The 19,046-nt window shown below is 66.1% G+C and carries 15 protein-coding genes and 3 rRNA genes; 16 read left to right on the top strand and 2 right to left on the bottom strand.

Translation table 11 applies throughout. The features are described from left to right. The 4 genes from OG230_RS15710 (at position 1) to proC (ending at position 3,262) form a co-directional block, all read left to right on the top strand. Complete coding sequence (locus OG230_RS15710; RefSeq protein WP_328910839.1) at positions 1-537, top strand: hypothetical protein; 537 nt, start codon at positions 1-3, stop codon at positions 535-537. Positions 538-813: 276 nt separating this feature from the next. Continuing rightward, positions 814-1,626 carry an ABC transporter ATP-binding protein gene (locus tag OG230_RS15705; protein WP_328910838.1) on the top strand — a complete coding sequence of 271 codons (813 nt, stop codon included), beginning with the start codon at positions 814-816 and terminating at the stop codon, positions 1,624-1,626. Continuing rightward, a complete protein-coding gene (locus OG230_RS15700) occupies positions 1,623-2,390 on the top strand; it encodes an ABC transporter permease (RefSeq protein WP_328910837.1) in 768 nt (255 codons plus the stop codon). Before OG230_RS15705 ends, OG230_RS15700 begins: the two co-directional genes overlap by 4 nt. A 62-nt stretch (positions 2,391-2,452) precedes the next feature. Continuing rightward, positions 2,453-3,262, top strand: coding sequence for a pyrroline-5-carboxylate reductase (proC, locus tag OG230_RS15695; protein ID WP_328910836.1), 810 nt, complete (start codon positions 2,453-2,455; stop codon positions 3,260-3,262). A 3-nt stretch (positions 3,263-3,265) separates the two neighbouring features. On the opposite strand, the gene OG230_RS15690 is transcribed toward proC, so the two are convergent. Further along, on the bottom strand, positions 3,266-3,850 hold the full coding sequence (locus tag OG230_RS15690) for a cysteine hydrolase family protein (RefSeq protein WP_328910835.1): 585 nt from the start codon (positions 3,848-3,850) through the stop codon (positions 3,266-3,268). Positions 3,851-3,923: 73 nt separating this feature from the next. On the opposite strand from OG230_RS15690, the gene OG230_RS15685 reads away from it, so the two are divergent. From OG230_RS15685 to OG230_RS15630, 12 genes are all read left to right on the top strand, one after another. Beyond that, on the top strand, positions 3,924-4,925 hold the full coding sequence (locus tag OG230_RS15685; RefSeq protein WP_328910834.1) for a GlxA family transcriptional regulator: 1,002 nt from the start codon (positions 3,924-3,926) through the stop codon (positions 4,923-4,925). A gap of 627 nt (positions 4,926-5,552) precedes the next feature. Continuing rightward, positions 5,553-7,078: ribosomal RNA gene (locus OG230_RS15680) — 16S ribosomal RNA — on the top strand. Positions 7,079-7,378: 300 nt separating this feature from the next. After that, positions 7,379-10,505: ribosomal RNA gene (locus tag OG230_RS15675) — 23S ribosomal RNA — on the top strand. Between the two features lie 76 nt (positions 10,506-10,581). Further along, a 5S ribosomal RNA gene (rrf, locus tag OG230_RS15670) occupies positions 10,582-10,698 on the top strand. Together the 16S, 23S and 5S rRNA genes form the textbook arrangement of a ribosomal RNA operon. A gap of 72 nt (positions 10,699-10,770) precedes the next feature. Further along, positions 10,771-11,415: an HAD family hydrolase gene (locus tag OG230_RS15665; RefSeq protein WP_328910833.1), complete on the top strand. Its 645-nt coding sequence runs from the start codon at positions 10,771-10,773 to the stop codon at positions 11,413-11,415. Between the two features lie 42 nt (positions 11,416-11,457). Then, entirely contained in the window at positions 11,458-12,663 is a 1,206-nt protein-coding gene (locus OG230_RS15660; RefSeq protein WP_328910832.1) for an MFS transporter, read from the top strand. Beyond that, positions 12,632-13,801: an acetoin utilization protein AcuC gene (locus OG230_RS15655; RefSeq protein WP_328910831.1), complete on the top strand. Its 1,170-nt coding sequence runs from the start codon at positions 12,632-12,634 to the stop codon at positions 13,799-13,801. Before OG230_RS15660 ends, OG230_RS15655 begins: the two co-directional genes overlap by 32 nt. 114 nt (positions 13,802-13,915) lie before the next feature. Continuing rightward, positions 13,916-14,731 carry a phosphatase gene (locus OG230_RS15650; RefSeq protein ID WP_328910830.1) on the top strand — a complete coding sequence of 272 codons (816 nt, stop codon included), beginning with the start codon at positions 13,916-13,918 and terminating at the stop codon, positions 14,729-14,731. Positions 14,732-14,859: 128 nt separating this feature from the next. After that, positions 14,860-15,072 carry a helix-turn-helix domain-containing protein gene (locus OG230_RS15645; protein ID WP_328910829.1) on the top strand — a complete coding sequence of 71 codons (213 nt, stop codon included), beginning with the start codon at positions 14,860-14,862 and terminating at the stop codon, positions 15,070-15,072. 110 nt (positions 15,073-15,182) lie between these two features. Continuing rightward, complete coding sequence (locus OG230_RS15640; protein ID WP_003948845.1) at positions 15,183-15,281, top strand: 30S ribosomal protein bS22; 99 nt, start codon at positions 15,183-15,185, stop codon at positions 15,279-15,281. A 192-nt stretch (positions 15,282-15,473) separates the two neighbouring features. Beyond that, entirely contained in the window at positions 15,474-16,532 is a 1,059-nt protein-coding gene (locus OG230_RS15635; RefSeq protein WP_328910828.1) for an NAD-dependent epimerase/dehydratase family protein, read from the top strand. Positions 16,533-16,547: 15 nt separating this feature from the next. After that, on the top strand, positions 16,548-17,615 hold the full coding sequence (locus tag OG230_RS15630; RefSeq protein ID WP_328910827.1) for a lysophospholipid acyltransferase family protein: 1,068 nt from the start codon (positions 16,548-16,550) through the stop codon (positions 17,613-17,615). Positions 17,616-17,678: 63 nt separating this feature from the next. On the opposite strand, the gene OG230_RS15625 is transcribed toward OG230_RS15630, so the two are convergent. Further along, positions 17,679-18,875 carry a DUF5667 domain-containing protein gene (locus OG230_RS15625; protein ID WP_328910826.1) on the bottom strand — a complete coding sequence of 399 codons (1,197 nt, stop codon included), beginning with the start codon at positions 18,873-18,875 and terminating at the stop codon, positions 17,679-17,681. Between the last annotated feature and the right edge of the window lie 171 nt (positions 18,876-19,046).

Here is a 19,046-nt window from a genome sequence, read left to right as displayed (position 1 = left end):
GTGAGCGAGAACAGCGAGAACAGTGAGACCCCCGGTCCCGGCCGCAAGCCCTCCGGCGCCACCGCGCCCGGCCCGCAGCCCGAACCCATCCGCTTCTTCGGCACGACCTGGGTCGGCCACGACGGCGGTTACGGGCTGCGGCGAGCCGGCGTGGCCGTCGGCTCGCTCGCGGCGGCCGTCGCCGCCTGCTTCGTGCTCCGCTTCGCCTACCAGGGACTGGAGATCGCGGACGTCGGCAGCCTCGTCGGCATGCTGGTCGTCCTGATGTTCGCCATCTGCAGCGCCATCGCCTTCCGCAAGACCTGGGAGGGCTTCGGCCGCCGGCCCGAGGACCAGGCCCGCGAGGACAATCTGCGCGGTCTGAAGTCCATCGGCTTCATCGGCTCGCTGCTCGCCTACTTCTTCCGCTCGCTCATCGAGGCCCCGGGCGAGAAGCTGCGGCGTACGGAGTACGAGACCGCGCTCGCCCAGTACGCGAAGCGCCGCTCCACCCGTACGGGAAACCCGGCGGCCCGCAAGCGCCCCAAGCGCAAGTAACCACCCGGCGCCACCGGGTCGCCCGGAACCCCTCGCCCCCACCCGCGTATCCCGCCGCCCGGGCCCACGCCTCCGGCGCCGCGGCGCACGATCACGGCGGTCATCGGCGGCGCACCCGGCGCCCCCCACCGCACACATACACAGCCGGGCCCCGACGGCGGACCGGCTGCCGCGCACAGGAGTGAACGACCACCTCCGTTCGCGCCCCCGAGCTCCGCCTCCGTACTCCGCTGGTTCTCTTGACGGGGGAGGAGACTCGGCACCAAAATTCATCGCATGATGAATTCTGTCTCCGTGGACCGCCCCGAACCACCGGGAGCACCCACCGCCCCAGCGATCGAGGCCCGCGGCCTGACCGTCGTACGCGGCGAACGCACCGTCCTGCGCAACCTCGGCTTCACCGTCGAACCCGGCAGGATCACCGGCCTGCTCGGCCCCTCCGGCTGCGGAAAATCGACCCTCATGCGCGCCGTCGTCGGCACCCAGGCCAAGGTCACCGGCACCCTCGACGTCCTCGGCCGGCCGGCGGGGCACCCCGCGCTCCGCCCCCGCATCGGCTACGTCACCCAGGCCCCCTCCGTCTACACCGACCTCACCGTCCGGCAGAACCTCGACTACTTCGCGGCCGTCCTCCAGCCCGGCCGCCGCCACCGCGACGCCCGCCGCGAAGTCGTCGGCCACGCCATCGCGGACGTCGACCTCGACTCCCACGCGGACGTCCTCGCCGGCCGGCTCTCCGGCGGCCAGCTCAGCCGCGTCTCCCTCGCCGTCGCGCTGCTCGGCACACCCGAACTCCTGGTCCTCGACGAACCGACCGTCGGACTCGACCCCGTACTCCGCCGCGATCTGTGGAACCTCTTCCACACCCTCGCCGCCGACCGGGGCACGACGATCCTCGTCTCCTCCCACGTCATGGACGAGGCCGAGCGCTGCCACCGCCTGCTCCTGATGCGCGAGGGCGACATCCTCGCCGACGACACCCCCGAGGCCCTGCGCACCCGCACCGGCTCCGGCACCGTCGAGGCGGCCTTCCTCCACCTGGTCGACGAGGCCACCGCGAGCGCCCTCAGCAGGGAGACGAGCCGATGAACACCACCACGCCCTCCACCCGCTCCCTGAACCCCGCCCGCACCACGGCCACCGCCAACCGTGTCCTGCGCCAGCTCCGTCACGACCCCCGCACCATCGCGCTGCTGCTGCTCATCCCGGTCCTGATGATCACGCTGCTCCGGTACGTCTTCGACGGCAGCCCGCAGGTCTTCGACTCCATCGGGGCCTCGCTGCTCGGCATCTTCCCGCTGATCACGATGTTCCTCGTGACCTCGATCGCCACCCTGCGCGAACGCACCTCGGGCACCCTCGAACGCCTCCTCGCCATGCCCCTCGGCAAGGGCGACCTGATCGCCGGCTACGCCCTGGCCTTCGGAGCAGTCGCCGTCGTCCAGTCCCTCCTGGCCACCGCACTCTCCGTCTGGGTACTCGGCCTGGACGTCGTCGGCTCGCCCTGGCTGCTGCTCCTGGTGGCCCTGCTCGACGCCCTGCTCGGCACGGCCCTCGGCCTGTTCGTCTCCGCCTTCGCCGCCTCCGAGTTCCAGGCCGTCCAGTTCATGCCGGCCGTGATCTTCCCGCAGCTGCTCCTCTGCGGCCTGTTCACCCCGCGGGACCAGATGGCCCCCGTCCTCGAAGCGATCTCGAACGTCCTGCCCATGTCGTACGCAGTCGACGGAATGAACGAGGTCCTCCACCACACGGACGTCACCACCGACTTCGTCCGCGACGTCCTCGTCGTGGCGGGCTGCGCGCTGCTCGTCCTCTGCCTCGGCGCGGCCACCCTCCGCCGCCGCACGGCCTGACGAGCCGATGCGAGGATGACGACCGCACACGGAGAACAGAGCACCGCCCGGAGGGTGAACCCATGACCCAGACAGTCGCAGTCCTCGGTACAGGCAAGATCGGCGAGGCACTGCTCAGCGGCATGATCCGGGCGGGCTGGCGCCCGGCCGACCTCCTGGTGACGGCGCGCCGTTCCGAGCGCGCCGAAGAACTCCGCACCAGGTACGGGGTCGAGCCGGTCACCAACGCCGAGGCCGCCAAGAACGCCGACACCCTCATCCTCGCGGTCAAGCCGCAGGACATGGGCACGCTCCTCGACGAACTGGCTCCCCATCTCACCGCCGACCGCCTGGTCATCAGCGCCGCCGCGGGCATCACGACCGCGTTCATCGAGGAACGCCTCACCGCGCACACCCCGGTCGTACGCGTCATGCCGAACACCCCCGTCCTGGTGGACGAGGGCATGTCCGTCATCTCCGGAGGCAGCGACGCGACCCCCGCGCACCTCGCCCACACCGAGGAGATCTTCGGCAGCGTGGGCAAGACCCTCCGCGTCCCCGAGTCCCAGCAGGACGCCTGCACGGCCCTGTCCGGCTCGGGCCCCGCGTACTTCTACTTCCTCGTCGAAGCGATGACGGACGCCGGAATCCTCCTCGGCCTGCCCCGCGCCCAGGCCCACGACCTGATCGTCCAGGCCGCCATCGGCGCCGCCGTCATGCTCCGTGACAGCGGCGAACACCCGGTCAAGCTCCGCGAGGCCGTCACCAGCCCGGCCGGCACCACCATCAGCGCCATCCGGGAACTGGAGAACCACGGCGTACGGGCCGCTCTCATCGCCGCCCTCGAAGCCGCCCGCGACCGCAGCCGCGAACTGGCCACCGGCAACGGCTGACCGTCACCCCGCAGCGGCCACCAATTCGGCGCTCCGCACCACCCGCGCGAACCCACCGCCGTGCAACGTCACGGCGGTGGCCCGCGCCAGCTCCTGCGCACCCAGCGTCCACCCCCAGGGCCCCACCCCGTCGAAGGTGTACGTCGCGTCCAGCGCGAAGAACACCTCGTACCCCAGGTTCCCGCCCATCCGCGCGGTCGTCTCCGCGCACATATTGGTCTGGATCCCGGCCACGACGATCTGCCGCACGCCGCCCTCCCGCAGCCAGGAATCCAGATCGGGCGCCCCGTAGAAGGCGGAGTTCACGCTTTTCGTCACGAAGAGCTCGGGCCCGCTCCCCTTCCCGCGCCGCTCCTCCACATAGCCCTTGAAGTCGTTCCCGGGATACCCCACCCGCAGCGGCGAGTCGGGCTTGGGCGAGTCATGCCGTACGAAGACGACGGGCCGCCCGCTCGACTGCCAGGCGTCGATCAGCCCGGCGATGTTCCGGTCGGCATCGGGATTGTTCCGGGGCCCCCAGTACGCCTCCTCCTCGAATCCTTCCTGTACGTCCACCACAACCAGCGCCGCGTTCTCCGAAATCTCCATGCCCCGATCCTGCGCCCGCGCAGCCCGCCCACCCAGAGCCGTGAAAGCCATCGATCGATGCTTTACTGCCACGATGGCCGCCACGACGCGCATCGCACTCCTCGCCTTCCCCGGCATCCGGGCCTTCGACGTCTCCGTCATCACGGAGGTCTGGGGCGTGGACCGCACCGACCGGGGCGTCCCCGCGTTCGACCTGCGCCGCACAGCGGCGCAGCCCACCGCCATCCCGCTCCGCGGTGGTCTGACCCTCACCCCCGACCGCACCCTCGCCTGGCTGACCCGCGCCGACCTGATCGTGGTCCCCGGCCTGGACGACCACGTGACCCCCGCACCGGCCCCGGTCCTCGACTCCCTCCGCCGCGCGCACGCCGCGGGCACCCCGATCGCGGCGCTCTGCGGAGGAGCCTTCACCCTGGCCCAGGCGGGCCTGCTGGACGGCCGCCAGGCAGTCACCCACTGGAACCTCACCGGCCTCCTGCGCACCCATCACCCCCAGGTGACGGTGGTCCAGGACGCTCTGTTCCTCCACGACGACAACCTCTGGACCTCGGCCGGCACCGCAGCCGGCATCGATCTCTGTCTGCACCTGGTGCGCTCGACCCACGGCGCCGAAGCGGCGGCCACGATCGCCCGCTCGATGGTCACGGCCCCGTTCCGGACGGGAACTCAGGCCCAGTTCATCGAGCACCCCACCCCGCACACCGACCGCGACGCCGACACCCTCGCCTCGGTGCGCGCCCACGCCCTCACGCATCTGGCCGAACCCCACACGGTCGCGACCCTGGCCGGCCACGCCGGTATGTCCCCGCGCTCCTTCGCCCGCCACTTCCAGGCCACGACGGGCACGACACCGCTCCGCTGGCTGATCACCCAACGCATCGCCGCAGCCCAGAAGCTCCTGGAGCGCACGGACCTCCCTCTCCCCGAAGTGGCCCGCCGCACGGGCTTCGGCAGCGAGATCACCATGCGTCAGCACTTCGCGACCCACCTCTCCACCAGCCCCCGCGACTACCGTCTCGCCTTCCACGACAACGCGCCCAGGCCGGGGGTTGACACACCCCGCACCGAACCGTAATGTGCTCCGAGTTGTCCGACGTGAGCGCCGACTCCGGTCGGTCCCCGGACAGCCATTCCGCAGGAACCACTAGAAGCTAGCGACAGCTGTCGCACTGCTTTCTGTGCGCATTTGCGAAATGAGGAATCCGCGTTCGAACGAGCGTGACCCGATTAGCGTCGGGGCCCGGGATTCGCTAAAGTCTCACTCGTCGGAACGGCCCAACAGCCGGGAAGACAACCCCCCACTGACTGGGAATCAGGCCCGAAAGGATCTGATAGAGTCGGACTCGCCGGAAAGGGAAACGCGAAAGCGAAGAACTGGAAAGCGAAACCCGCTTCGACCGGGAATCGGACACGAAAGAGTCTGATAGAGTCGGAAACGCAAGAACGAAGGGAAGCGCCCGGAGGGCCCCGGTGAAACGGGACCGAAGGAAGCGTCCGTTCCTTGAGAACTCAACAGCGTGCCAAAAGTCAACGCCAAATATGTTGATACCCCGGCCCACTTCGGTGGGTTGGTGGTTCCTTTGAAGTCCTACCGGCCCATGTGGCGGGTAGGCAACACTAGCGAGGACGCTGTGAACGATCGGTCATATTCCGACTCGGTCGTTCCGCTCTTTTATGGTGCTCTCCCGATTACGGGAAAACATTCATGGAGAGTTTGATCCTGGCTCAGGACGAACGCTGGCGGCGTGCTTAACACATGCAAGTCGAACGATGAAGCCCTTCGGGGTGGATTAGTGGCGAACGGGTGAGTAACACGTGGGCAATCTGCCCTTCACTCTGGGACAAGCCCTGGAAACGGGGTCTAATACCGGATAACACTCCTGCCTGCATGGGCGGGGGTTAAAAGCTCCGGCGGTGAAGGATGAGCCCGCGGCCTATCAGCTTGTTGGTGGGGTAATGGCCTACCAAGGCGACGACGGGTAGCCGGCCTGAGAGGGCGACCGGCCACACTGGGACTGAGACACGGCCCAGACTCCTACGGGAGGCAGCAGTGGGGAATATTGCACAATGGGCGAAAGCCTGATGCAGCGACGCCGCGTGAGGGATGACGGCCTTCGGGTTGTAAACCTCTTTCAGCAGGGAAGAAGCGCAAGTGACGGTACCTGCAGAAGAAGCACCGGCTAACTACGTGCCAGCAGCCGCGGTAATACGTAGGGTGCGAGCGTTGTCCGGAATTATTGGGCGTAAAGAGCTCGTAGGCGGCTTGTCACGTCGGATGTGAAAGCTCGGGGCTTAACCCCGAGTCTGCATTCGATACGGGCTAGCTAGAGTGTGGTAGGGGAGATCGGAATTCCTGGTGTAGCGGTGAAATGCGCAGATATCAGGAGGAACACCGGTGGCGAAGGCGGATCTCTGGGCCATTACTGACGCTGAGGAGCGAAAGCGTGGGGAGCGAACAGGATTAGATACCCTGGTAGTCCACGCCGTAAACGTTGGGAACTAGGTGTTGGCGACATTCCACGTCGTCGGTGCCGCAGCTAACGCATTAAGTTCCCCGCCTGGGGAGTACGGCCGCAAGGCTAAAACTCAAAGGAATTGACGGGGGCCCGCACAAGCAGCGGAGCATGTGGCTTAATTCGACGCAACGCGAAGAACCTTACCAAGGCTTGACATATACCGGAAAGCATCAGAGATGGTGCCCCCCTTGTGGTCGGTATACAGGTGGTGCATGGCTGTCGTCAGCTCGTGTCGTGAGATGTTGGGTTAAGTCCCGCAACGAGCGCAACCCTTGTTCTGTGTTGCCAGCATGCCCTTCGGGGTGATGGGGACTCACAGGAGACTGCCGGGGTCAACTCGGAGGAAGGTGGGGACGACGTCAAGTCATCATGCCCCTTATGTCTTGGGCTGCACACGTGCTACAATGGCCGGTACAATGAGCTGCGATGCCGCGAGGCGGAGCGAATCTCAAAAAGCCGGTCTCAGTTCGGATTGGGGTCTGCAACTCGACCCCATGAAGTCGGAGTTGCTAGTAATCGCAGATCAGCATTGCTGCGGTGAATACGTTCCCGGGCCTTGTACACACCGCCCGTCACGTCACGAAAGTCGGTAACACCCGAAGCCGGTGGCCCAACCCCTTGTGGGAGGGAGCTGTCGAAGGTGGGACTGGCGATTGGGACGAAGTCGTAACAAGGTAGCCGTACCGGAAGGTGCGGCTGGATCACCTCCTTTCTAAGGAGCATCTAGATTCTCTTCGGGGAATCCAGAGACCATTTCGTCGGCAAATGTTCGACGGTGGTTGCTCATGGGTGGAACGTTGACTATTCGGCACGACAGGTTGTTTCTTCGAGTACTGCTTCGGCGTGGAAAGAAGAAATGGATCGGTCGGGTCGGGCACGCTGTTGGGTATCTGAAGGTACGGGCTTTTAGCCTGGATCTTCGGTTGCCGGCCCCAGTGAACTCGTCCGTAGGGACGGGGTGATGGGTGGCTGGTCGTTGTTTGAGAACTGCACAGTGGACGCGAGCATCTGTGGCCAAGTTTTTAAGGGCGCACGGTGGATGCCTTGGCACCAGGAACCGATGAAGGACGTGGGAGGCCACGATAGTCCCCGGGGAGCTGTCAACCAAGCTTTGATCCGGGGGTTTCCGAATGGGGAAACCCGGCAGTCGTCATGGGCTGTCACCCACTGCTGAACACATAGGCAGTGTGGAGGGAACGCGGGGAAGTGAAACATCTCAGTACCCGCAGGAAGAGAAAACAACCGTGATTCCGGGAGTAGTGGCGAGCGAAACTGGATGAGGCCAAACCGTATGCGTGTGATACCCGGCAGGGGTTGCGCATGCGGGGTTGTGGGATCTCTTTTTCATAGTCTGCCGACTGTGAGACGAGTCAGAAACCGTTGGTGTAGGCGAAGGACATGCGAAAGGTCCGGCGTAGAGGGTAAGACCCCCGTAGCTGAAACATCAACGGCTCGTTTAAGAGACACCCAAGTAGCACGGGGCCCGAGAAATCCCGTGTGAATCTGGCGGGACCACCCGCTAAGCCTAAATATTCCCTGGTGACCGATAGCGGATAGTACCGTGAGGGAATGGTGAAAAGTACCGCGGGAGCGGAGTGAAATAGTACCTGAAACCGTGTGCCTACAAGCCGTGGGAGCGTCGCTGTTGTTCTTCGGAACAGCAGTCGTGACTGCGTGCCTTTTGAAGAATGAGCCTGCGAGTTAGCGGTGTGTAGCGAGGTTAACCCGTGTGGGGAAGCCGTAGCGAAAGCGAGTCCGAATAGGGCGATTGAGTTGCACGCTCTAGACCCGAAGCGGAGTGATCTAGCCATGGGCAGGTTGAAGCGGAGGTAAGACTTCGTGGAGGACCGAACCCACCAGGGTTGAAAACCTGGGGGATGACCTGTGGTTAGGGGTGAAAGGCCAATCAAACTCCGTGATAGCTGGTTCTCCCCGAAATGCATTTAGGTGCAGCGTCGTGTGTTTCTTGCCGGAGGTAGAGCACTGGATAGGCGATGGGCCCTACCGGGTTACTGACCTTAGCCAAACTCCGAATGCCGGTAAGTGAGAGCACGGCAGTGAGACTGTGGGGGATAAGCTCCATGGTCGAGAGGGAAACAGCCCAGAGCATCGACTAAGGCCCCTAAGCGTACGCTAAGTGGGAAAGGATGTGGAGTCGCAGAGACAACCAGGAGGTTGGCTTAGAAGCAGCCACCCTTGAAAGAGTGCGTAATAGCTCACTGGTCAAGTGATTCCGCGCCGACAATGTAGCGGGGCTCAAGCGTACCGCCGAAGTCGTGTCATTCATACACATATCCCCAACGGGAGTATGGATGGGTAGGGGAGCGTCGTGTGCCGGGTGAAGCAGCCGCGGAAGCGAGTTGTGGACGGTTCACGAGTGAGAATGCAGGCATGAGTAGCGATACACACGTGAGAAACGTGTGCGCCGATTGACTAAGGGTTCCTGGGTCAAGCTGATCTGCCCAGGGTAAGTCGGGACCTAAGGCGAGGCCGACAGGCGTAGTCGATGGACAACCGGTTGATATTCCGGTACCCGCTTTGAAACGCCCAGTACTGAATCAGGCGATGCTAAGTCCGTGAAGCCGGCCCGATCTCTTCGGAGTTGAGGGTAGTGGTGGAGCCGATGAACCAGACTTGTAGTAGGTAAGCGATGGGGTGACGCAGGAAGGTAGTCCAACCCGGGCGGTGGTAGTTCCCGGGGTAAGGGTGTAGGCCGTGTGATAGGCAAATCCGTCACACATTAAGGCTGAGACCTGATGCCGAGCCGATTGTGGTGAAGTGGATGATCCTATGCTGTCGAGAAAAGCCTCTAGCGAGTTTCATGGCGGCCCGTACCCTAAACCGACTCAGGTGGTCAGGTAGAGAATACCGAGGCGTTCGGGTGAACTATGGTTAAGGAACTCGGCAAAATGCCCCCGTAACTTCGGGAGAAGGGGGGCCATCACTGGTGATCCGATTTACTCGGTGAGCTGGGGGTGGCCGCAGAGACCAGCGAGAAGCGACTGTTTACTAAAAACACAGGTCCGTGCGAAGCCGTAAGGCGATGTATACGGACTGACGCCTGCCCGGTGCTGGAACGTTAAGGGGACCGGTTAGTGCACTTTCGGGTGTGCGAAGCTGAGAACTTAAGCGCCAGTAAACGGCGGTGGTAACTATAACCATCCTAAGGTAGCGAAATTCCTTGTCGGGTAAGTTCCGACCTGCACGAATGGCGTAACGACTTCTCGACTGTCTCAACCATAGGCCCGGTGAAATTGCACTACGAGTAAAGATGCTCGTTTCGCGCAGCAGGACGGAAAGACCCCGGGACCTTTACTATAGTTTGATATTGGTGTTCGGTTCGGCTTGTGTAGGATAGGTGGGAGACTTTGAAGCGGCCACGCCAGTGGTTGTGGAGTCGTCGTTGAAATACCACTCTGGTCGTGCTGGATGTCTAACCTGGGTCCGTGATCCGGATCAGGGACAGTGTCTGATGGGTAGTTTAACTGGGGCGGTTGCCTCCTAAAGAGTAACGGAGGCGCCCAAAGGTTCCCTCAGCCTGGTTGGCAATCAGGTGTTGAGTGTAAGTGCACAAGGGAGCTTGACTGTGAGACCGACGGGTCGAGCAGGGACGAAAGTCGGGACTAGTGATCCGGCAGTGGCTTGTGGAAGCGCTGTCGCTCAACGGATAAAAGGTACCCCGGGGATAACAGGCTGATCTTCCCCAAGAGTCCATATCGACGGGATGGTTTGGCACCTCGATGTCGGCTCGTCGCATCCTGGGGCTGGAGTCGGTCCCAAGGGTTGGGCTGTTCGCCCATTAAAGCGGTACGCGAGCTGGGTTTAGAACGTCGTGAGACAGTTCGGTCCCTATCCGCTGTGCGCGTAGGAATATTGAGAAGGGCTGTCCCTAGTACGAGAGGACCGGGACGGACGAACCTCTGGTGTGCCAGTTGTCCTGCCAAGGGCATGGCTGGTTGGCTACGTTCGGAAAGGATAACCGCTGAAAGCATCTAAGCGGGAAGCCTGCTTCGAGATGAGTATTCCCACCCCCTTTGAGGGGTTAAGGCTCCCAGTAGACGACTGGGTTGATAGGCCAGATGTGGAAGCCCGGTAACGGGTGGAGCTGACTGGTACTAATAGGCCGAGGGCTTGTCCTCAGTTGCTCGCGTCCACTGTGTTAGTTCTGAAATAACGAACAGCTGTGTTTTTGCCAGCGTTCAAATTTCATAGTGTTTCGGTGGTCATTGCGTTAGGGAAACGCCCGGTTACATTCCGAACCCGGAAGCTAAGCCTTTCAGCGCCGATGGTACTGCAGGGGGGACCCTGTGGGAGAGTAGGACGCCGCCGAACAATTATTCCGGGAAAGCCCCGTGCCCTTGTGGCACGGGGCTTTTCTGCGTTCTGAGCGTCTAGGCTCGAACCATGCGCTACGAACTGGTCATCTTCGACAACGACGGTGTGCTCGTCGACAGTGAGCCGATCGCCAACACCATCCTCGCCGGCTACCTCACCGAGCTCGGACACCCCACCTCGTACGAGGAGTCCCTCCACGACTACATGGGGTCCGCCGTGCACCGGGTGCACGATCTCGTCGAGGAGCGGACAGGAGAGAAGCTCCCCGCGGACTTCGACGAGACGCTCCACGCACGTGTCTCCGCCGCCTTCGAGCGTGAGCTCGCGGCGGTCGACGGGGTCCACGAACTGCTGGGGAAGCTGGTCGCCGACGGGGTGGCGTACTGCGTCGCGTCGTCCGCGACCCACGACCGGATCAGGGTCGGGCACCGGAAGACCGGCCTCGACCAGTGGTTCGAGGAGGAGTGGATCTTCAGCTCGGAGGACGTGGGCCGGGGCAAGCCGTCACCCGACCTGTTCCTCCACGCCGCCGAACGGATGGGCGTCGCACCCGAGAGGTGTGTCGTCATCGAGGACAGCCCGCTCGGCGTCGAGGCCGCCCGAGCCGCCGGGATGGATGTGTACGGGTTTACGTCGATGATGCCGGCGGACCGGCTCGTCGGCGTGACGGGGCACTTCTCCGACGTCTCGCAGCTGCCGGAATTGCTCGCCTGATCCATCTACCCACCGGTAGACGGTGGCCCTACGCTCGCGGCCATGACAAACGCGTGGTTGCGGCACGGTAGGGCCTCCCTGGTGCTGAGCTTTTTCGTGCAGGGGGTTGCCTTCGCGCTGCTCGTGACGCGAATCCCTGCCATTCAGGACCAGTACGGGATATCCGACGGCCTGCTGCCCGTCTTCCTGGCCGCTGTGCCGATCCTCGCGGGGGTCGGCAGCGTGGCCACCGAGAAGGTGGTCGCGCGCATGCGGCCCGCGGTCGTGCTGCGGTGGTCGCAGCCCGTCGTGCTGCTTGCCCTGCTCGGGGTCGGCGCCGGTGGTGAGCTGTGGCAGGTAGCGGTCGCCCTCGGTGCCTTCGGACTGGCCGTGGGGGCGCTGGACGCCTCCATGAACATGATGGGCGTCAGCCTCCAACGGGCGTACGGGCGCAGCATCATGCTCGGGTTCCATGCGGCGTACAGCCTCGGTGGTATCGCCGGGGCGTCGATGGCGTGGGCCGGGGCGCACTGGGATCTGTCCCTGCTCGTTTCCTATCTGCCCGTCGTCGTGCTGCTGCCCGCCGCTTTGGCGGGGAGTCGCTGGTACACCGACGGGAAGAGCGGGGGCGAGGCCCTTCCGGTCGCCGGCGGCGAGGGGAAGGGTGCGACTGTCTCGTTCAAGCTGCTGATGCCGCTGTGTCTGGTGATGAGCTTCGCGTACATCGGGGACTCGACCGTCTCCAACTGGAGTGCCAAGTATCTGCAGGACGTGCTGGGAAGTTCGGAGCAGATGTCGACGCTGCCGTACAACGTCTACATGGTGACGACACTGCTGGGGCGGGCCGTCGGGGACCTGGGTGTGCGGCGGCTCGGGGCGGTGACCGTGGTGCGGTGCGGGAGTGTGGTGGCGGCGGCCGGCTTCGCCGTGGTGGCCCTGGCGCCCGGAGCCTGGATGGGCTTGCTGGGCTTCACGATGCTGGGTCTCGGGCTCTGTGTCATCGTGCCGCAGACGTTCGCGGCGGCGGGGCGGATGTTCCCGGGAGCCAGTGATGTGGCCGTCGCGCGGCTGAACGTCTTCAACTACGTCGGGTTCCTCGTGGGGTCGCCCCTCGTGGGGGCTCTGGGGGACGCGTGGAGCTATCGGGGGGCGATGCTGGTGCCGATGGTGCTGGTGCTGGCGACGCTCGTGTACGCCCGTTCGTTCGGTGCGGAGCCTGCCCGATACGGTGGCGGGCATGAGCGGCCGCGCACAGTTGATGTGGGATGACGCAGTAACGGGATACGACTTCGGGGACAGCCATCCCATGGACCCGGTCAGGCTTGCCCTGACGATGGGGCTGGTACGGGCGTTCGGACTCGACGGCGCGGTGGAGGTGCGGGGCGCCAAGGCGGCCGGCGAATCCACGCTCAGACTGGTGCACCGCGAGGACTACGTGGCGGCCGTGCGGGCCGCCTCTCTCGATCCGAAGGCCGCCGATCAGTCGTACGGCCTGGGGACCGTCGACGATCCGGCCTTCGCCGGGATGCACGAGGTGTCCGCTCTCATCGCCGGACTCTCGGTGGGTGCGGCCGAGGCGGTGTGGCGCGGCGAGACCGGTCATGCGGTGAACTTCACGGGCGGTCTGCACCACGCGATGCCGGGGGGCGCCGCGGGGTTCTGTATCTACAACGACCCGGCGCTCGCCATCGCGCGGCTGCTGGAGCTCGGCGCGGAGCGGGTCGCCTACGTCGATGTGGACGTCCACCACGGGGACGGTGTGCAGGCCGCGTTCTGGGACGATCCGAGAGTGCTGACCGTGTCCCTGCACGAACATCCGCGCACGCTGTTCCCGCAGACCGGGTGGCCGGAGGAGACCGGTGCCGGGGCGGGTGAGGGTAGTGCGGTGAATGTGGCGCTGCCCGCCGGCACGGGGGACGCGGGGTGGCTGCGGGCCTTCCACGCGGTGGTGCCCGAGCTGCTGGCGGACTTCCGGCCGCAGGTGCTGGTGACCCAGCACGGGGCCGATACGCACTTCGAGGATCCGCTGGCCCACCTGGCGGTGTCGCTGGACGCCCAGCGGGCCGTCATGGAGGCGTGTCACGACCACGCGCACACGTACGCCGACGGGCGGTGGGTGGCGCTGGGCGGTGGCGGGTACGCGGTGGTCGACGTGGTGCCGCGGTCCTGGACCCATCTGGTGGGTATCGCCGCGCATGCGCCGGTGGATCCGGAGTCGATGGTTCCGGAGTCCTGGCGGGACGAGGTCTACGCGCGGACGCGTCAGTTGGCGCCGGCCCGGATGACGGACGGGCGTACGCCGCACTGGCAGCCGTGGGAGGCCGGTTACGATCCGGCGGACCGGCTGGACCAGGCCGTGCTGGCGACCCGGCGGGCGGCGTTTCCGCTGCGGGGTCTGCTCGCCTGACGGTGTGACGGTTTCCGGCCGGAAGTGCGGTGTGGCGCGCAATGGTTACGCCAACTGTGCGGCGTATCCGGGCTTTTGGAGCCGGGGCAGGGTCGGTGCGGGAGCATCGGGAGGGTGTTGAGCATCGGAGCGCTGCGCGCTCATCTGCTGGCGGCCAGGCTGGCCGGGCCCGTGGCCACCACGCGCGAGAACAGCCTGCGGAGCTATCGGCTCTTCGCGGCGAGGGATCCCCGGGTGACCCTCGGGCTCGACGCGCAGTGGGCCTGGGGTGAGCGTGACCTGCTGCGGCTCATGGCCGACAAGTGCGGGGTCTCTCCCGATCCCGCGTGCGTCTCGGGGCCCGACGTGATCGACCCGGAGCTCACGCTCGCCGGCCTGGACGCGTTCGCGGACCGCCTGGCGGGCGCTGCGGATCGGCGGGCTCCGGTGCTGTTCGGGACCGGTCACCCGCATCGGCTGCTCGGGTTCTACGCCGGGCTGGCAGACGCTTTGTCGGCGGCCGGATGTTCCGTTCTCACCCCCGCGCAGGGGCGATGTGTCGACATAACGACCCGGTTCGGCGTACGTACGTACTGCATCGACTACGTACGACGCGTCGCGCTGATGCGCGAACCCGGCGTGCGGGCTCCCGGTGGTGTCACCGGCGCACATACCCATTCACCGCTGCCGGTTCGGGCCGTGCTCGAAGACGCGGTGGACCGGAACGGGCTGCTGCCCGAGCTGGTGGTCGGTGACCATGGGTGGGTCTGCGGTGCAGGTCAGCTGGGCATTGAGGCCATCGGGCTGGCTGATACGGACGACCCCGCGCTGTTCGTGGGGGAGGCCGAGGGGCGGGTGTCGGTCGCCGTTCCGCTTGATGACGCCGTGCAGTCCGACTACTACCGCCCCCTGACGCGCTATGTACTCAATCGGGCGTGTCTGTCACAGTAGGCGGCCGATGGTCTCTCCTCTTCCCCACTCGCATCACCCGCCCCTAATCTGGGGAGTGAGCGCACATCGACGAAGAGTCACCGGAGGGGAAGCCGGTGCGCGTCGCGTGCGGAAGGTACAGGTGGGTCATGGCTGCTGGCAGCGAGGTACCTCTCAACGAGGTCAAATTTCTGACCGTGGCGGAAGTCGCCTCGGTCATGCGGGTGTCGAAGATGACCGTGTACCGCTTGGTGCACAGCGGTCATCTGCCGGCGATCCGGGTGGGAAGGTCCTTCCGGGTCCCGGAGCAAGCGGTTCACGAGTATCTCCGCGAGTCATTCGTGGGGGTGGAGTCGGCCTGACGTTGCCCTCGGATTACGTCCCTCACTCAGTGGCGGGTAGGCTAGGCCGACGTAGGTCGTGTGGGCCCAGACGCCCCGCACCAGTGAAGAAGAAGTGAGCGAGGGTAGTCGTGGGCTCTGTTATCAAGAAGCGGCGCAAGCGGATGGCCAAGAAGAAGCACCGCAAGCTGCTCAAGCGCACGCGCGTTCAGCGTCGCAACAAGAAGTAAGCGAACGCAGTTCGTGAAAACCGCAGCCCTCCCGCCATTCCGGCGGGGGGGCTGCGGCGCTATTCGGGCCAAGGCTTCGGCGGGGCCGCCCCGGGGTCATCACAGGGCAACATCCACCCGCTACGGTGACGGTCAGGGGAGTGCCCCGATCCGCAGGGCACCCGCTTCACGTACCGACGGAAGGCGCTGATCTTGGGGAAGGTCGTGCTCGTCACAGGAGTGGCCCGGCAGCTGGGAGGCCGTTTCGTACGGCGCATCCAGCGCGATCCCGAGGTCGACCGGGTGATCGCCGTCGACGCGGTCCCGCCCGGGCACCAGCTGGGCGACGCCGAGTTCGTCATGGCGGACATCCGGCAGCCGGCGATCGCGCGGGTTCTCGCCGAGCACTCCGTCGACACGGTCGTCCATCTGGACGTCTCCGGGAAGGCACTCGGCGCGGGCGGCCGGACGGCCATCAAGGAGAACAACGTCATCGGCACCATGCAGCTGCTCGGTGCCTGCCAGAAGTCGCCGACCGTCCAGCGGCTCGTGATCAAGTCCAGTACGAGCGTGTACGGCTCCGCGCCCCGGGACCCGGCGGTCTTCACCGAGACCACGCCGGCCAAGTCCCTGCCGAGCGGCGGCTTCGCCAAGGACGCCGTCGAGGTCGAGGGGTACGTACGGGGCTTCGCGCGCCGCAGACCGGACGTCGCGGTCTGCGTCCTGCGCTTCGCGAACATCCTGGGCCCCGAGCCCGACTCGCCGCTGGCCGACTATCTGTCGCTGCCCGTCCTGCCGACGGTCTTCGGGTACGACCCGAGGCTCCAGTTCGTGCACGAGGACGACGTCATCGACGTCCTGCGGATCGCGGCGCACGAACCACGGCGCGGGACGCTGAACAGCGGCACGTTCAACATCGCGGGCGACGGGGTGCTGCTCCTGTCGCAGTGCTCGCGGCGGCTCGGGCGGCCGACGGTGCCCCTGCTGCTGCCGGCCGTCACCTGGGTGGGATCGGCGCTGCGCACGATCGGCATGACGGACTTCTCACCGGAACAGATCCGGCTGCTCACGCACGGGCGCGTGGTCTCCACCGTCCAGATGCGCGAGACGCTGGGATTCCGGGCGCGGTTCAGCACCGCGGAGACCTTCGCGGAGTTCGCACGCAGCCGGGGTCCGGGGCTGCTGCCGCCGGAGACGGTCGGCAGGGCCGTCGACCGGCTCGCCGAGTCACGCCTCGCGGGCGGGGCACATTCCATGCACGGCGCGAGGTAGAGGAGCGCATCGACGATGGCGGATGCCAAGGTCATTCCGTTCGACGACGACCGCACGCGGTCGGGTGGCGCGCTGCGTCCGGCGCGGCGCAGGACGGGATCGGGCAGTAACAGGGGCGCGGGCCCCACAGCGGCCGGTGCGGCGCCTCTGAGCGCCCTTCCGGGCGGGGAGGTGCCGGTGGACGCCGAGAGGGCCGGGCAGGAAGCGGAACCGCCGCAGGAGGCCCTGGAGGGCTCCGGACGGGGCGGCTGGGACCGGCGGATCGCCGGTGGGCTGGCGTTTCTGCGTCGGCGGGTCACCGGGGACTACGAGGTCGACGAGTTCGGGTACGACAAGGAGCTGACCGATCAGGTCCTCATGTCGATGCTCCGGCCGCTCGCGGACAAGTACTTCCGCGTCGAGGTGAAGGGCGTGGAGAACATCCCGTCCGACGGCGGGGCGCTCATCGTGGCCAACCACTCGGGGACGCTGCCGCTCGACGGGCTGATGCTCCAGGTCGCCGTGCACGACAACCATCCGGCCAACAGGCATCTGCGGCTGCTCGCCGCGGACCTGGTCTTCATGCTGCCCGTCGTCAACGAGCTGGCCCGCAAGGCGGGGCACACGCTGGCGTGCACCGAGGACGCGGAGCGGCTGCTGGAGAGCGGTGAGGTCGTCGGGGTGATGCCCGAGGGGTTCAAGGGCATCGGGAAGCCGTTCGGCGAGCGCTACAAGCTGCAGCGCTTCGGGCGGGGTGGCTTCGTGTCGACGGCGCTCCGGGCCGGGGTGCCGATCGTGCCGTGCTCGATCGTGGGCGCGGAGGAGATCTATCCGATGATCGGGAACTCCAAGACCCTGGCGAGGGTGCTGGGGATTCCGTACTTCCCGATCACGCCGACGTTCCCGTGGCTGGGGCCGCTGGGGGCGGTGCCGTTGCCGACGAAGTGGACGATCCAGTTCGGGGAGCCGATTCCCACGGACGGCTATCCGCCGGAGGCGGCGGAGGACCCGATGCTGATGTTCAACCTGACGGATCAGGTGCGGGAGCAGATTCAGCACACGCTGTACAAACTGCTGGTGCAGCGGCGGTCGGTGTTCTTCTGACGGCTCGCCGGACCGGCCGGACCTTGCCGGGCCGGGCCCTGGGAGGGACCGGCCCGGCGGCGCTCAGGGCTTCAGGTCCTCGCCGTCGATCCCCAGACCTGGGAGCAGTCCGGGGAGCAGCGGCGGGAGGGTGACGTCCGGGGAGGGGGGCATGGTGACCTTGCCGTCCGGGGCCGACGGGCTGACTTCGTCCGTCGGGAGATTGTCGAGCAGGCCGTCCGTGCCGCCGCCGAGCAGACCGTCGGACGAGCTGCTGCCGGAGCCGGACGGCTTGGGCTTGGTGCTCTGATCCGTGCGGTCCTCCGATGCGGTGGGCGAGGACGGTGCCTGCTCGTCCGCACCGGATGGGCCGGTGGCGCCCTCCGGGTGGTCGGTCCGGCGGGGTTCCTCGCTCCGGTCCGGGGCGCTGGGGAACAGCGACTGGAGCGGGGCGACTTCTTCGTCCATGGCTTCGAAGACCGAGCTGACCTTGTCGCTGATGTCGGTCAGTTGTACGGGCAGCCGGTCGCGGAGGCTGCTCCAGCTCTCGCGGTGCGAGCGGGAGAAGGAGTCCAGTGTCTGGATCGGTCCGATGGCGCCGTCCCTTTGGTACGCCGCGTGCAGAAGGCGGTGGCCCTCCGTGGCGTCGTGGGTCATGCGGTTGAGCGTGCGCCTGACCTCGCCGAGTGATTCGTGGTCCATTTCGCCCGAGCGGCCCCGCTCCATGAGGCGTCGCGCCTCACTGAGCCGGGTGGATGCCTGGTCGAGGTAGGCCTCGCCGCGGTCGGCATCGCCGTTGGCCATACCGAGGTTGATGTCTTCCATGCCGCGCTTCAGCCCGTACAGGGAATCACCCGGCAGGGCGTCCGAACTGGCAGCGGCCACTCCTCCGAAGGCTCCTGCGGCCACACCTACGGTGAGTCCGCCGGCGGTGAGTCCTTTCGCCCAGCGTGAGCGGGGGCGCAGTTTCCGGAGCGGGGAGGCCCGATGGGCTCCCTTGCCCCGTTGTTCGGGCACCGTAGGGCCCGTGGACGCACCGCCCTCGGCGAACATGGCCTCCATGGCGGCGACGAGCTGCGCTCGTTGCACCATTTTGACCTCGGGATCCATTGTCGGCTTCGGTAGCTCACCGAGGCCGTTCGCCAGGGCCAACAGCGTTCCGCGGTCGGCCTGTTCGGCCGGCTCCTCGGGCTGTACGGCCGCCGCACCCTGGAGCGACTGCTCCTCCATGGCCTGGGCGAAGGCGTTCGCCCGCCGGTGCGCCGAAACGTTTGCGATCACTGGCGGCACCTCCTCTCGTCATGACGGTCGACTCCCCTGAGCGTCCGGAAGGTTGCGTACCTTGAACGTTTCCACACGATTGAGTGAGTGGAAGCGGTCATGGTGTGACGACAGGGGGCCTGCATCCGGCACAACGAGCGGCGCGGCACTTGGGTTACGCACGAAAGATGA

This window comes from Streptomyces sp. NBC_00234, assembly GCF_036195325.1.
Lineage (GTDB): Bacteria > Actinomycetota > Actinomycetes > Streptomycetales > Streptomycetaceae > Streptomyces.
The sequence above is the reverse complement of the archived record's forward strand: the minus strand, read 5'-3'. Positions and strand labels throughout refer to the sequence as shown.